Annotated in this window: 17 protein-coding genes; 4 read left to right on the forward strand and 13 right to left on the reverse strand. The window is 35.7% G+C overall.

Going from position 1 to position 13,540, the window contains the following annotated elements:
* Positions 1 to 3: 3 nt before the first annotated feature.
* The 3 genes from ACFO5Y_RS06400 to ACFO5Y_RS06410 are packed head-to-tail and all read right to left on the reverse strand — an operon-like array spanning position 4 to position 2,026.
* Positions 4 to 777, reverse strand: coding sequence for an inositol monophosphatase family protein (locus tag ACFO5Y_RS06400; protein WP_197104773.1), 774 nt, complete (start codon positions 775 to 777; stop codon positions 4 to 6).
* Positions 778 to 1,092 (reverse strand): UPF0223 family protein, encoded by a 315-nt coding sequence (locus tag ACFO5Y_RS06405; RefSeq protein WP_197104774.1) that lies wholly within the window; start codon positions 1,090 to 1,092, stop codon positions 778 to 780.
* A 40-nt stretch (positions 1,093 to 1,132) separates the two neighbouring features.
* Positions 1,133 to 2,026 (reverse strand): LysR family transcriptional regulator, encoded by an 894-nt coding sequence (locus ACFO5Y_RS06410; RefSeq protein WP_197104775.1) that lies wholly within the window; start codon positions 2,024 to 2,026, stop codon positions 1,133 to 1,135.
* Positions 2,027 to 2,183: 157 nt separating this feature from the next.
* Between ACFO5Y_RS06410 and ACFO5Y_RS06415 the strand changes: the two genes are divergently transcribed.
* The 3 genes from ACFO5Y_RS06415 to ACFO5Y_RS06425 are packed head-to-tail and all read left to right on the forward strand — an operon-like array spanning position 2,184 to position 4,391.
* Entirely contained in the window at positions 2,184 to 2,558 is a 375-nt protein-coding gene (locus ACFO5Y_RS06415; RefSeq protein WP_197104776.1) for a CidA/LrgA family protein, read from the forward strand.
* A complete protein-coding gene (locus ACFO5Y_RS06420; protein WP_197104777.1) occupies positions 2,555 to 3,259 on the forward strand; it encodes an LrgB family protein in 705 nt (234 codons plus the stop codon). The genes ACFO5Y_RS06415 and ACFO5Y_RS06420 overlap by 4 nt, the downstream gene beginning before the upstream one ends.
* A gap of 22 nt (positions 3,260 to 3,281) precedes the next feature.
* Positions 3,282 to 4,391, forward strand: coding sequence for an alpha-hydroxy-acid oxidizing protein (locus ACFO5Y_RS06425; RefSeq protein ID WP_197104778.1), 1,110 nt, complete (start codon positions 3,282 to 3,284; stop codon positions 4,389 to 4,391).
* 56 nt (positions 4,392 to 4,447) lie between these two features.
* Here ACFO5Y_RS06425 and ACFO5Y_RS06430 read toward each other — a convergent pair whose 3' ends face one another.
* Entirely contained in the window at positions 4,448 to 4,942 is a 495-nt protein-coding gene (locus tag ACFO5Y_RS06430) for a cupin domain-containing protein (protein ID WP_197104779.1), read from the reverse strand.
* 89 nt (positions 4,943 to 5,031) lie between these two features.
* Here ACFO5Y_RS06430 and ACFO5Y_RS06435 point away from each other — a divergent pair, with 89 nt between their 5' ends.
* Entirely contained in the window at positions 5,032 to 5,379 is a 348-nt protein-coding gene (locus ACFO5Y_RS06435; protein ID WP_138404043.1) for a hypothetical protein, read from the forward strand.
* A 48-nt stretch (positions 5,380 to 5,427) separates the two neighbouring features.
* Here ACFO5Y_RS06435 and atpC read toward each other — a convergent pair whose 3' ends face one another.
* From atpC to lpdA, 9 genes are all read right to left on the reverse strand, one after another.
* Positions 5,428 to 5,862 carry an ATP synthase F1 subunit epsilon gene (atpC, locus tag ACFO5Y_RS06440; RefSeq protein ID WP_197104780.1) on the reverse strand — a complete coding sequence of 145 codons (435 nt, stop codon included), beginning with the start codon at positions 5,860 to 5,862 and terminating at the stop codon, positions 5,428 to 5,430.
* Between the two features lie 32 nt (positions 5,863 to 5,894).
* On the reverse strand, positions 5,895 to 7,349 hold the full coding sequence (gene atpD / locus ACFO5Y_RS06445; RefSeq protein WP_138404045.1) for a F0F1 ATP synthase subunit beta: 1,455 nt from the start codon (positions 7,347 to 7,349) through the stop codon (positions 5,895 to 5,897).
* A 20-nt stretch (positions 7,350 to 7,369) separates the two neighbouring features.
* On the reverse strand, positions 7,370 to 8,275 hold the full coding sequence (atpG, locus tag ACFO5Y_RS06450; RefSeq protein WP_197104781.1) for an ATP synthase F1 subunit gamma: 906 nt from the start codon (positions 8,273 to 8,275) through the stop codon (positions 7,370 to 7,372).
* Positions 8,276 to 8,290: 15 nt separating this feature from the next.
* A complete protein-coding gene (gene atpA, locus ACFO5Y_RS06455) occupies positions 8,291 to 9,802 on the reverse strand; it encodes a F0F1 ATP synthase subunit alpha (RefSeq protein WP_197104782.1) in 1,512 nt (503 codons plus the stop codon).
* A gap of 11 nt (positions 9,803 to 9,813) precedes the next feature.
* The gene (locus ACFO5Y_RS06460) at positions 9,814 to 10,170 is read right to left on the reverse strand and encodes a F0F1 ATP synthase subunit delta (RefSeq protein ID WP_197104783.1); all 357 of its coding nucleotides are present in this window, start codon (positions 10,168 to 10,170) and stop codon (positions 9,814 to 9,816) included.
* Positions 10,157 to 10,669: a F0F1 ATP synthase subunit B gene (gene atpF / locus ACFO5Y_RS06465; protein ID WP_138404049.1), complete on the reverse strand. Its 513-nt coding sequence runs from the start codon at positions 10,667 to 10,669 to the stop codon at positions 10,157 to 10,159. Before atpF ends, ACFO5Y_RS06460 begins: the two co-directional genes overlap by 14 nt.
* A gap of 30 nt (positions 10,670 to 10,699) precedes the next feature.
* Complete coding sequence (atpE, locus tag ACFO5Y_RS06470) at positions 10,700 to 10,912, reverse strand: ATP synthase F0 subunit C (protein ID WP_138404050.1); 213 nt, start codon at positions 10,910 to 10,912, stop codon at positions 10,700 to 10,702.
* A 30-nt stretch (positions 10,913 to 10,942) separates the two neighbouring features.
* The gene (gene atpB, locus ACFO5Y_RS06475; RefSeq protein ID WP_197104784.1) at positions 10,943 to 11,659 is read right to left on the reverse strand and encodes a F0F1 ATP synthase subunit A; all 717 of its coding nucleotides are present in this window, start codon (positions 11,657 to 11,659) and stop codon (positions 10,943 to 10,945) included.
* A 474-nt stretch (positions 11,660 to 12,133) separates the two neighbouring features.
* Positions 12,134 to 13,540 carry a dihydrolipoyl dehydrogenase gene (lpdA, locus tag ACFO5Y_RS06480; RefSeq protein ID WP_209494355.1) on the reverse strand — a complete coding sequence of 469 codons (1,407 nt, stop codon included), beginning with the start codon at positions 13,538 to 13,540 and terminating at the stop codon, positions 12,134 to 12,136.

Raw genomic sequence — 13,540 nt, forward strand, 5'->3', positions numbered from 1 at the left:
TATCTATTTATGACTTAGCAATTCTAATGCCTCTTGATGCACATTCGGATGTGCAAATAATATTGGTGACCGGGTTAATATATCTGGTCGACTTCCATCAATTGTTGTTACTTTATATCCCATTGACTCGCATATAGCATAGCCAGCAGCAAAATCCCATGGTCGTAAACCTGCTGAGAAATACAGTGCTGCCTCGCCTCTAATTAAGCCAATGATTTCTATCGCAGCTGATCCATAGGATCTTGCGCCGAGTGAAACATTTAGTAAGGCTTTCATATTATACACGTTGTTGGAGAAAGATTCTACATTTCCGAGCACTAAAGATTCATTTAATTGAGATATTTTTAGTGGTTCGAGTGGATGATTATTTAAGTAAACGTCTACACCCACGATACCATAGTATAAATCACTATTCATTACATCATAAATATAACCAGCAACTGGTAAACCATCTTCAAAAATACCAATCATAATTCCAAAATGATTTTTAGCTTTAACAAAATTTAAAGTGCCGTCAATGGGATCAATAACCCAAACAGTGCCTTTCGTATCATCAACAATATCCCCTTGTCCTTCTTCACCAATAATTTGGTGTGTTGGATAATATTCACGGATTTTGTTAATAAAGAATTGCTCCGTTGCTTTATCCATCTCAGTGACTAAATCACTCGGACTTTTCTTCTCTTCAACTTGTAACTCACGCTCTAAAGAATATTTTAATGTCTCTGCTGCTTGTTCCATCCAAACTAAGATACGATGATGTAATTGATAGTCCACTTATTTTCTCCTTTGTTCCGTAGTTAAATTCATAATTTGAGCTTTTTTATTTAAATTCTCTTCTTTTAATTTTGTTCGCATCAATTGAACCGCTCTGTATATTGAATACCCACTTATGTCTTCGAATTTTTTCCCCATTTGCTTTTCTTGACTCTTACTTGGAACCACTTCTTTGAATTGGTTATAAGCTTTTTGGAATTTTTCAAAGTGAATACCTTGTTCATACGTTGATTCAACTGCATTAAGAAAAGTGATGACATGAACGATGTCTTCATTTGACCAATCTGGGTCGATTGGATATTGATAGTTTTTCAAATAGAATCTCCTTGCTATATTTAATTGCTGAAAATAAACTTTAGTCCTCTGTATATAGTTTATTTACAATCGCTAACACTTCATCATTAAATTTCTTCTGAATCGCTGTTACCGGTGTTTCGTTATTGATAATTAAGCTTGTATACACTTTTGGTGCATCTTCGACAGGAACCTTAATTAAGTGGTCTTGGTTTCTGATAATAATATCTGTCATGAAACCAGCATAAATTCCTGAATCAATCATTGAATTAATTGTTTGAATTTCATTCGAATAACGAACTTTCTTCAATTTCAGGCCATTATCACTTATCCAATGATTCATAATTGTATTATGCGTATACCCATTACCTAACGTAATGAAGTCTAACTCTTCAAGTTCTTCTACTGAAAGACTCTTACGGTCTGCTAATTTATGATTTTTATTTACATAAATCGCAAAGTCATGTTCTTCCATAGGAACTTGAGTTAACCATTTTTCCTCAAAAATAGGTTTTTCACTTGAAATAATTGCTGATGAAACTTGATTATTTCGAATCATTTCAAACATCACTTCAGAACTCTCTTCTTCGATAAAGTTAAGTAACATACTGTATTCAGCTAAATCTGGAAGAATCTTCGGTAAGTAAAAACCGCCAATCGTTGGTAGGAAGCCAAACGATACTGTCTCTGCTTGCGAATTAATTATTTCTTGCTTCGTGCGCTCTAGTGTTTGTAATATCTCATGGGCAGATCTGTATAAGATTTCTCCGGATTCAGTTAATTGAACATTTTGAACAGCACGATTACGTTGGATGAGTGTTGTTTCAAAATTCTCCTCCAATCTCTTTAACGCTATAGAGATAGATGGTTGCGATACATAGAATGCTTCGGCAGTCTTAGTAAAGCTCAAACTTTCTGCTAAATGAATAAAGTATTTTAAATCTCTAATATTCATATATTATTCCTCACTTCATAAATTTTATTTATAGTTAATAATAAATTGGTATTATTTCTTTTTATATCAATATGGTATTATATTCCTATGAAACGCTTTCATATCTTATGGATTTTGCTCCATATTGATTATATCATAATTGAAAAGGATGACATACATGGATAAGTTAAAACAGTTATTTTGGCTACTCTTATTCTCATATATTGGAGAATTATTGTCGCTAGTCATTTCGCCGTTTGTTGCAATTCCTGGTAGTGTTATCGGAATGGTCGTATTGTTCTTAGCTCTGCATTTCAATATTTTACCGATTGAAAAAGTAGAAGACGTTGGAACTTGGCTAACTGATAACATGGCTTTCTTATTTGTCCCAGCTGGGGTGGGATTAATGACTCAGTTCGAAGTACTGGGCGGGAACGTTTGGTGGCAGCTACTAATAATTTTATTTGTTACGACTGCATTAATGATGTGGTGTGTCGGTACAGTTGTTCAAAAACTGATCGACAAACGTCAGAATAAGGGGGCTAAAAAATGATAAGTACTTTAGTTGCAACACCATTTTTTGGTTTTATGGTTTCTATTGGCTTTTATTTACTTGGAAGTATTCTTTATAAGCGGATTAAATTTCCACTTTTTAATCCTTTAGTATTCGCTATCATATGTGTCATCATTTTGTTACTTCTTACAAATGTGTCATATGAAACTTATAATGAAGGAGGAAGATATATTAGTATCTGGGTTACTCCAGCTACGGTTGCCTTAGCAATCAAGCTTGAGAAAAACTTCAAGTACTTAAAAGAGAATTACCCAGCAATCTTAACAGGGATTGTATCCGGTGTGGCATTCCATACTGTATTGATCATTCTATTTAGCTTGTTGTTCAGATTCGACTATCCATTAGCAGCGACATTCTTACCTAAACCGGTAACGACTGCGATTGCAATTGGTATATCTGAATCTGTTGGCGGCTTAGTACCGTTAACTGTTGCCGTCGTGGTATTCACTGGTGTTGTGGGGGCTTTAATTGGACCTACTCTATTCAGAGTAGCCAATATTACTAACCCGGTTGCTCAAGGAATTGCTTTTGGTTCAAGTGCTCATGCAATGGGAACGTCAAAAGCTATTGAAGTTGGAGAAGTCCAAGGAGCAATGTCTGGTTTAGCAATTGTAGTTACGGGTATTGTTGTTGTTGTTATCGCACCAATTGGTGCACAAATTTTACAATTATTATTTTAATTAAGAAAAGGAGAATATAAACATGACTGAAGAAAACAAATATAATGCACCTCAAGAGGTAAAAGATTTAAATATTATCAATGCAATTGAATTAGAGGACTTTGCTAAAGAAATCGTTCCTCATGGCGGATTTGATTACATGGCTGGTGGATCTGGTGATGAGTTTACATTACGTCGTAACGTTTCAGCATTTAACCAAAAAGGAATCTTACCTCGTATGGCAGCTGACGTTGAATTCCCTGATACACAAACAAAAATCTTTGGCCATGACTTAAAAGTACCATTCATTATGGCTCCAATCGCTGCTCATGGTCTAGCTCACGAATCTAAAGAAGCTGGAACAGCTAAAGGGATTAGCGAATTTGGCGGAACAATTATGTCAATCAGTGCTTATTCAGGTGCTTCATTCGAAGAGATTGAAGAAGGCTTAGCTGGTAACCCACGTTGGTTCCAAATTTACATGAGTAAAGATGATGATTTAAACAAAAACATCTTAGACGAAGCTAAAGCAGATGGTGCTTCAGCAATCATCCTAACTGCAGATGCTACTGTAAGTGGTAACCGTGACCGCGATACTCGTAACGAATTCGTATACCCATTCGGTATGCCAATTGTTTCTCGTTACTTAACTGGTTCAGGGGAAAACATGTCTCTAAACAATATTTATGGACAATCTAAACAAAAAATCGATTTAAAAGATATCCAATTCATTAAACAATACTCTGGTCTACCAGTATTCTTAAAAGGTGTACAAACACCTGAAGACGCTATGGCAGCAATCGCTGTTGGTGTGGATGGAATCTGGGTTTCTAACCATGGTGGTCGTCAATTAGATGGCGCTCCTGCTTCGTTCGAAGTCTTAGAAGAAATCGCTGAAGTAGTTGCTGGTCGTGTGCCAATCGTATTCGATAGTGGAATCCGTCGTGGAGAGCACATCTTCAAAGCACTAGCAAGTGGTGCGGATATCGTTGCTATCGGTCGTCCAGTATTATTCAGTTTAGCTTTAGGTGGATGGAAAGGCGTTAAGAGCGTATTCGAATACTTCGAAAACGATTTAAAACGTGTCATGCAACTTGCAGGAACACAAACAATCACTGACGTTAAAAATGCTCGCTTAAAAGATTTAAAATAATCACATGATAAAGGCCACACTAGAAAATTAAATCTAGTGTGGCTTATTTTTTCTAATTATTTTTCTTCTCTAGTTAAGCGAGTAATAATTTCTTTATGTTCGGGGTATTGTTCTAGTAGTACTTGTCGTTCAAATAATTCAAAGTCTTCAAATTTAAAGCCTGGGCTCACCATACAACCTACAAGCGAATAACCGTCTTTCTCCTCAACCGTCGATCCGAAGATTGTGTTTTTGGGTACGACCGCTTGAAGCACTTGCCCCTTCTCGATGTCCGTCCCTAAAGATACTTGTTGATACTCCCCTTCTGGGGTAATCATATGAATTGTTAATGGATTTCCGTAATGATAGTACCAAATCTCATCAGACGTTAACCGATGAAATCTAGACGGATTTGAATCGGTTAATAGAAAGTAAATACTTGTATAGAGTGCCGTCGGAGATTGACTCTCTCTTTCAAATGTTTCGTCTGACTTTAATACTTGATGAAAAAAGCCACCTTCAGGATGGGCTTCCATATTATAGTAATCAATCCATGTTTGTTTTTTCTGCATAATTTACTCCTTCTCAAGTTAGAATAATCGTTCTTTTTAGTATATCTTGTTACAATGAATGTATCAATGAAGAAAAGGAGCATGATACAATGGATATTAATGAGATGACAAGCGAAGCATTACTCCAAGACTCAAATGATACGGAATTAACGCAACACATTCGCGATTTAAGACGTTTAGCTGATGATGGCATGACTTTACTTGATGATAAGAAAAGACCAGATGCACGCCGTAATTTATCACTTTTAAAGGACATTATTATGAAAGAAGCACAGCAGCTTAAAGGCGCTGATAAAGCAAAAATTACTACTTTAGCCTCTAAATACATCGCGACAATTAAGAATCTGTCACAAACCCTTTCAAAGGATACAGAAGATTTTGATTTATATCAAACACTTAATCAAATTTATAAACCCCTTCATAAATTAATAAAATAAACAAAAAAATATCCAGACCTTACTTAAAAAAGTAGGTTCTGGATATTTTTAAAAATTTTTTGCTCTAACGTTAATCTTATTAATTGCTCGACTTAAAGCAATTCGAGCACGACGGTGAGCAACCGTATCATTATTTGATAAGGCGGTTTCTAATTCTGCCTCGGCTTGTTGCTTCTCAATAAGTGCTTTTCCTTCGTCAATATCTCTAGAACGAATCGCATACGTCGCAGTAATTTCAACGACATTATCATGCATTTCGAGAATACCACCATTAATCGCAATATAGTTATCCGCCATCGATTCCTCACGTCGGCTCACTTTAATTGAACCAACAGTTAACGAAGTGATCACTGGAATATGATTGGGAAGTATCGTCATCTCTCCGTCTGTTGTCTTCACTACAACACCTCGTGAGTAGTGAGTATAAATTAATCCTTCAGGAGCATAAATATTAACTTGTAATAGTTCGTGTTTTTTAGCCAATGTTACTTACCTCACTTCCTGAATCGGATTATTTATTTATATTGGGAAACATCAATACCTAATTCTTCTGCTTTATCAATCACTTGATTAATCGCACCCACGTTTCTAAACGCTTCTTCAGGTAGAGAGTCATATTTACCTTCTAAGATACCTTCAAAGCCATCTAACGTTTCCTCAACGGTTACAAATGAACCTGGAACGCCAGTAAACTGTTCAGCCACATGGAAGTTTTGTGATAAGAATAATTGAATACGACGTGCACGTGTCACTGTCACTTTCTCTTCATCACTTAATTCTTCAATACCAAGAATTGCGATAATATCTTGCAATTCATTATATCTTTGCAATGTTTGTTGAACTTGTGTGGCGATATGATAATGTCTATTCCCAACGATATCTTCAGATAAAGCAATCGATGTTGATTCTAATGGGTTCACCGCTGGATAAATACCTTGTGACGTTAACTTACGGTCTAAGTTTGTTGTTGAATCCAGATGGGCGAACGTAGTTGCTGGCGCCGGGTCAGTATAGTCATCCGCTGGCACATATACAGCTTGAATCGATGTAATCGCACCATCAACTGTAGAAGCAATACGTTCTTGCATTGCACCCATTTCACTTGCTAATGTCGGTTGGTAACCTACAGCAGACGGCATACGTCCTAATAGTGCAGATACCTCAGAACCCGCTTGAGTGAAACGATAAATATTATCAACGAATAGTAGTACATCTTGTTTCATTGTATCTCTGAAATATTCTGCCATCGTTAAACCAGTTAATACAGTTCTCATTCTGGCTCCAGGTGGCTCATTCATTTGACCAAACACTAAGGCAGTATTCTTATCAACACCACTCTCAGCCATCTCTTGAATTAAGTCATTCCCTTCACGAGAACGTTCTCCAACACCAGCAAAGACGGAGATCCCGTCCCGTTCTTGTGCGATATTGTGGATTAATTCTTGAATAAGTACTGTCTTACCGACCCCAGCACCACCAAAGAGTCCGACTTTCCCACCTCGTAAATAAGGTGCAAGTAAATCGATAACTTTAATCCCAGTTTCTAACACTTCAAAGTTACTTTCTAAATCTTCATACTTCGGAGCATCATTATAAATACTTTTCAGCTCATAGCCAGTTTCTAATGGACCACGGCGATCGATTGTCTGACCAAGCACATTAAATACTCGTCCTAAAACTTCTTTTCCAACAGGAACTTGGATAGTTGAACCTGTATCAACCACTACCATATCACGACTTAATCCTTCAGTCGCATTCATAGCAATTGTTCTAACAGTTCCTTCACCTAAGTCCAATGATACTTCGACGACTGTTACATCATCACGATTTAAATCCTCTTCGGTTACAGTTTCTTCAGTGACATTTGGAATAATCACTAAAGCATTCTGAATATGAGGGACACCATCGTCTTTAGGAAATCGAACATCGACGACTGGGCCGATAACTTGTTCTACTTTTCCAATTCTCATGTTATCTTGCCTTCTTTCCTTTAATTTTGTGCATTCGCACCACTCGTAATCTCGATGATTTCATTCGTTACGCGTTTTTGTCTTTGTTGATTATAGACATATTGTAAATTCTTAATTAAATCACTTGCATTATCCGTTGCTTGAGTCATTGCTTGCATACGACTTGCTTGCTCTGCTGTTTTTGCATCTAAGATTGTTCCATAAATCATACTTTCTGCATATTGAGAAAGCAGTATATCTAACACATCTGGAACATCAGGTTCAATAGCGTAGTCAACATCTGCTTTTTCTTCAGTTGGAAGATCTGACAAAGGTAATAATTGCTCACAACGAAATTCATTCTGTAATGCGTTAATTGAGTGATTATAAACTAGATATAATTCATCGAAAGTCTCGTTTTTAAATAACTCAACACATTTTTGGATTAAACTTTGAACTTGTGTAAATGTCGGAAAGTCAGGTAAATGATGCAACTCGTGTGCAACATGAAAATTTTCTTTTCGACATAATTTCATAATAGGTTCACCGACAGCCATCACAACGATATCTTCTGCACCTTGATTTCTTTCGTCCAATAATGCTTTAAATTCTTTCAATATCGTTGAATTGTAACCCCCAGCCAATCCTTTATCTGATGTAATCACTAAGTAACCTGATTTCTTAACGGGTCGATTAATTAGTAAATCATGAAAATCGACGATACTAGTTAAGTCACTATTCGTTACATAACCAGCATTACTTATATCACCCACTTGGCGCATTAAGTTCGCAACCGTTTGTCTAATTTTTGTTGCATATATTTCATAATTACTTGATATGTTAACAATTCGGTTGTACTTTGTCGTAGAAACTAAACTCATCGCTTTAGTAATTTGAGATGTCTTATTGATTGAATCAATTTGTCTTCTAATTTCTTCTAATGCCAATATATATCACCTCGATTAATCTACTGTTTGCATTGTTCGGAACATTTCTCCAAAGTTACTTAATAAATTGTCTAAGCTTTCTTGATCCGGCAAATCACCCGTATCTACAATTTCTTTCAAGACATCTGAATGAGTTGTCTCGATATAATCGTATAATTGCTCTTCATAATATTTCACTTGATCAACAGGGATATTTTCTAAATATCCGTGAGTTAATGCGAATAACATAATAACTTGATTCGCTACGGGTATTGGTGAATGTGCCGGTTGTTTTAATACTTCAACCGTTAATTTACCTTGATCTAATCTTCTTTGAGTGGACTCATCTAAGTCTGCTCCGAATTGAGAGAATGCCTCGAGTTCTCGGTAACTTGCTAAGTTTAAGCGAAGTGTCCCTGCTACTTTCTTCATTGCTTTCAATTGTGCTGATCCCCCTACACGAGATACTGATAATCCAGCATCAATCGCAGGTCTTACACCAGAGAAGAATAGATTTTGATCTAAGAAAATCTGTCCATCAGTAATCGAAATAACGTTTGTCGGAATATATGCGGATATATCTCCAGCAAGTGTTTCTACAATCGGTAAAGCAGTCATTGAACCGCCACCCATTTCTTTATTCAATTTAGCTGAACGTTCTAATAAGCTTGAGTGTAAGTAGAATACATCACCGGGATATGCTTCACGTCCTGGTGGTCGTTTAAGTAATAAACTCATCTCACGATAAGCTGCTGCTTGTTTTGATAAATCATCATAAATAATTAATACGTGACGGCCGTTATACATAAATTCTTCACCCATAGCTGTAGCAGCATATGGAGCTAAATATAATAAACTTGACATTGATGAAGCACTTGCAGAAACAACAATCGTATGATCCATTGCTCCGTGGTGTTCCAATGTTGTCACTAAGTTTTTGACAGTAGATTCTTTTTGACCAATCGCTACATAAATACAAATAACATCTTCATCTTTTTGATTAATAATTGTATCTACCGCTAAAGTTGTCTTACCAGTCTTTCTGTCTCCGATAATTAATTCACGTTGTCCTCGTCCAACTGGAACTAATGTATCAATGGATTTAATCCCAGTTTGCATTGGCTCAGCAACACTTTCTCTATCCATAATTGCTGGTGCTTCTGCTCCAATCGGACGGTTTTTCTTAGTGATAATTTGTCCATTCCCATCTAAGGGTTCTCCAAGTGGATTGACAACTCTTCCTAATAGGGCTTCTCCTACTGGAACCTGCATCACTCGATTCGTCCGACGAACTAAATCACCTTCATCAATATCAACATATTCTCCAAGGATAATAACACCGATATCATCTTTTTCTAAGTTTTGGACCATACCAATAGTACCGTTAGCGAATTCAATCATCTCGCCGTTCATGGCATTATCTAATCCATTTACTCTGGCAATACCATCCCCAATGAAAGAAATGATTCCAATCTCTTCGAGGCGATGCGATGCATCAAATTGTTGAATTTGTTGACGTAAACGCGTAGTTAATTTTTCAGTTTCCAATTATTTCACCTCTATTTTATATTTATTTGTTTGTGTAGATAACCATTTAAATCATTTAATTTACGTTTTAAACTGTTATCGTAAAAGTAAGTTGTACTTTGTACTCTGATTCCTGCAATCATCGATGGATCCACACGGAAATCGACTTTATCATTGTCGAAAGGAATGACATGACTCACCGCATCAATGACTGTTTTTCTTTCATCATCAGTTAATTGTTGCGCACTGGTTATTCTCGCTTTTTCATTCGAACGATAATCATCTTGCTCATTTGCTTCTATGATTCGTTTTTTATTGATAGAAGATGAAGCAAGTTGTTGTAATAATTGTTCTTCATTGAGAGAATTATTTACATTATCTACTTTCATTTATACTCGCATCCATTTCTAATACTAATTCTGATATTAATTGTTGGTGATCTTCTGAATTCACTTCACGTCTTAATACTTGTTCAGCAATTTCAATAGATAGTTTACCAATTTGATCTTCCATCGATTCAAGCATTTGTCTACGTTCGCGTTGGATAGATAATTCTGCTTGTGTACGCATTTCTTCTATCTCTTCTTTCGCTCGATCGATTTGATCAGCTTTCATCTTTGAAACTTGCCATTTTGTATCTTGTACTAATTTATTGGCTTCAGTTCTTGCGTTAGTTAACATTTCCCTTGCTTCATCTTTAGTTGCTTCAGCATCTTCTTTGGCTGATTTAGCATCGTTAATATTACTATCAATCATTTCTTCACGTTCTTGTAAAATCTTTGATATGGGATCCCAAGCAAATTTAGAAACGATAAATAGGAGAATAGCGAAGGATACAATTGTCATTAAAAAATGACCTACTCCTGTTTGAAGTATTGATTCAAGCATTTAATTCCCTCCATTTTTCGTAGTTAATTCTTACAAGAATAATAACATGAATGCAATAACGGCAGCCATAATTGGGATAGCCTCAATCATACCCACACCGATAAACATTGTCCCTCTAATTTTACTTTCCATCTCTGGTTGACGAGCCATTGACTCAATTGCTTTTGAAATAACCATACCGTTCCCGATTGCAGACCCTAAAGCAGCGAATGCAATCGCTATAGCAGCACCAATTCCGTTCATAATTATATGTCTCCTTTATATTTTAAAATTTTAATGTTCAGTAACAACTTTATGTGATAAATAAACCATTGATAACGTTACAAAGATATATGCTTGTAATGCCCCAATGAATAATGAAAATCCTTGCCATACCATTTGTAATGGTATCCCAGCTAACCAAGTAACTAAACCGAAACTGTTACCTAATTGAGCGATTAATGCGAGTAGTATCTCACCTGCAAAGATATTCCCAAATAACCTTAATGACAAAGTAGCAATTGAAATAATTTCATCTGCGGCTTTAATTGGAAGTACGGCTACATTTGGTGTAGCGTAATTCTTTTTGAAATATCCACCAAAACCAAATTTCTTGATCCCTAGAATATGCGAAATGAAATTCATTGTAAGAGCTAATGCAATACAGACGATTGGATCAGCTGTCGGACTTTTCCAATACGAAATCTCATGTGCTTCCACTAAAAATGGTAAACCAAGCACATTTGATACGAAAACGAATAGAAATAACGTCAAAGCTAACATGACATAGACAGGTTGACTTTGATTACCAAATGATTCCTCAACAATCCCATTAATAAATGATATTAAATACTCAAAGACAGTTTGTGTCTTTCCAGGATTTTCAACCCTCAGCTTACGTGTGAAAAATACAGATAGAATAAATACAATAATCAAAGTAGCAATCATTGCAATCAATGTATTAAACCCGACATTAATACCGAATATATTAACTAATTTTGTCTCACTCAAAAGCGACCCCTCTTTCTTTAAAAATATTGTGCACAAACTTTTTATAGTTTGTATCACGTAATACAATAAGTTGTTAAATATTTATTCAACATTTTTTATTGTATCATGTATTTTAATTTTATACAAACACTAATTAAACAGTAATCCCAGAGGTTATTTGTGTAGTGATATATTGACCTAGTATATAATTTACATTATAGTCGACTTGTTTTTTTAACTAAATTATATTAAAAAAATATTAAAATTATTTATTTTAATTTTTTTGTAGTATTATTTTTATATTTTAAAAAATGGTTGCGCTATCACATTGATTAATTCAGGGTTAGCAAAAAAAATTTATTATATAAAAAATGAAAATTTCAAGTTCTTTTAGTGTTCTTTTGTACTTTATACACACTCACATGTTGTTATAGTTCATAAAAATATACAAAAAAAGAGAGAGTAAGTTTTTTACTTACTCTCTCAAAAATTAAATTAAATGTGGATTGGTTGTCCTAATGCTAATTCAGCAGTATCCATTACAACTTCACCTAATGATGGGTGAGAGTGAATAGTCAACGCTAAATCTTCAGCATTTAAGCCACCTTCTACAGCGACAATTAATTCAGTTAGTACTTCAGAAGCGTTTGGTCCTACTACTTGAGCACCAACAAGAATATTATCTTCTGTTGTTGTAACTAAACGAACGAATCCTTCAGTTTGGTCTAATGAAATTGCACGACCGTTACCACCGAATGGGAATTTAGATGCTTTAACTGATAATCCAGCATCTTTAGCTGTTTTTGCAGTATGACCTACAGAAGCTAATTCTGGATCTGTAAATGCTACTGCTGGCATTGCAACGTAGTCTACAGTGTCAGCTTCACCGCTGATTGCAGCTGCTGCAACTTTACCTTCGTATGAAGCTTTATGTGCTAATGCCGCACCAGCAACGATATCACCAATTGCATAGATGTTAGGTAAGTTAGTACGACCTTGGTTATCAACTTCGATTAAACCACGATCAGTCATCTTAACGCCTGCTAAATCTAAGCCCATTTCGTCAGTGTTTGGACGACGTCCTACTGATACTAATACGTAATCAGCATTTACTTCTTCTTCTTTACCGTTAACTTCAAATTTAACAGTAACTGAATCTCCGTTATCAACTGCTTCTTTAGCCATTGCGCCTGTATGAACAGTTATATTACGGTTTTTCATTTCTTTCTCAACAACTCTTACCATGTCTTTTTCAAACGATGGTAATAATTGAGGTGAACCTTCAAGGATAGTTACTTCAGAACCTAAGTTAGCATAAGCCATACCTAATTCTGAACCAATCACTCCACCACCAATAACAACTAATTTTTTAGGTACTTCTGTTAAGTTTAAAGCACCAGTTGAATCGATAACACGTCCACCGAATTTGAATCCTGGGATTTCAATTGGTCGAGAACCTGTGGCGATGATTGCATTTTTATATGAATAACTTTCTGCGCCATCTTCATGAATAACACGTAAATGATGATCATCTTGTAAGAAAGCTTCTCCCTTAATGATTTCAACTTTATTCTTTTTCAGTAACATTTCAACGCCACCAGTTAATTTTGAAACAACTCCATTGTCTTTCCATTCTTGTGTGCGTTTGAAGTCTAATTTAACTTCGTTAGTTGTTACACCAAACACTTCACTGTTTTGTGCATTGTGATATGCATGTCCAGCACTAATAAGTGCTTTAGAAGGAATACATCCTACGTTTAAACAAACCCCACCAATATGTTCACGTTCAATGATGGTAACTTTTTGGCCTAGTTGTGCTGCACGAATCGCTGCAACATATCCACCAGGGCCTGAACCGATAACTACTGTATCTAATTCAACTGCGAAATCTCCAACTACCAT

It is taken from the genome of Ruoffia tabacinasalis (assembly GCF_042652985.1).
Taxonomy (GTDB): domain Bacteria; phylum Bacillota; class Bacilli; order Lactobacillales; family Aerococcaceae; genus Ruoffia; species Ruoffia tabacinasalis.

Bases quoted from the DNA above. Each gene is read 5' to 3' on its own strand.
- ACFO5Y_RS06410 (WP_197104775.1), bottom strand. From the start codon at position 2,026: ATGAATATTAGAGATTTAAAATACTTTATTCATTTAGCAGAAAGTTTG.
- ACFO5Y_RS06415 (WP_197104776.1), top strand. From the start codon at position 2,184: ATGGATAAGTTAAAACAGTTATTTTGGCTACTCTTATTCTCATATATT.
- ACFO5Y_RS06420 (WP_197104777.1), top strand. From the start codon at position 2,555: ATGATAAGTACTTTAGTTGCAACACCATTTTTTGGTTTTATGGTTTCT.
- ACFO5Y_RS06425 (WP_197104778.1), top strand. From the start codon at position 3,282: ATGACTGAAGAAAACAAATATAATGCACCTCAAGAGGTAAAAGATTTA.
- ACFO5Y_RS06430 (WP_197104779.1), bottom strand. From the start codon at position 4,942: ATGCAGAAAAAACAAACATGGATTGATTACTATAATATGGAAGCCCAT.
- ACFO5Y_RS06435 (WP_138404043.1), top strand. From the start codon at position 5,032: ATGGATATTAATGAGATGACAAGCGAAGCATTACTCCAAGACTCAAAT.
- atpD (WP_138404045.1), bottom strand. From the start codon at position 7,349: ATGAGAATTGGAAAAGTAGAACAAGTTATCGGCCCAGTCGTCGATGTT.
- ACFO5Y_RS06460 (WP_197104783.1), bottom strand. From the start codon at position 10,170: ATGAAAGTAGATAATGTAAATAATTCTCTCAATGAAGAACAATTATTA.
- atpF (WP_138404049.1), bottom strand. From the start codon at position 10,669: ATGCTTGAATCAATACTTCAAACAGGAGTAGGTCATTTTTTAATGACA.
- atpE (WP_138404050.1), bottom strand. From the start codon at position 10,912: ATGAACGGAATTGGTGCTGCTATAGCGATTGCATTCGCTGCTTTAGGG.
- lpdA (WP_209494355.1), bottom strand. From the start codon at position 13,540: ATGGTAGTTGGAGATTTCGCAGTTGAATTAGATACAGTAGTTATCGGT.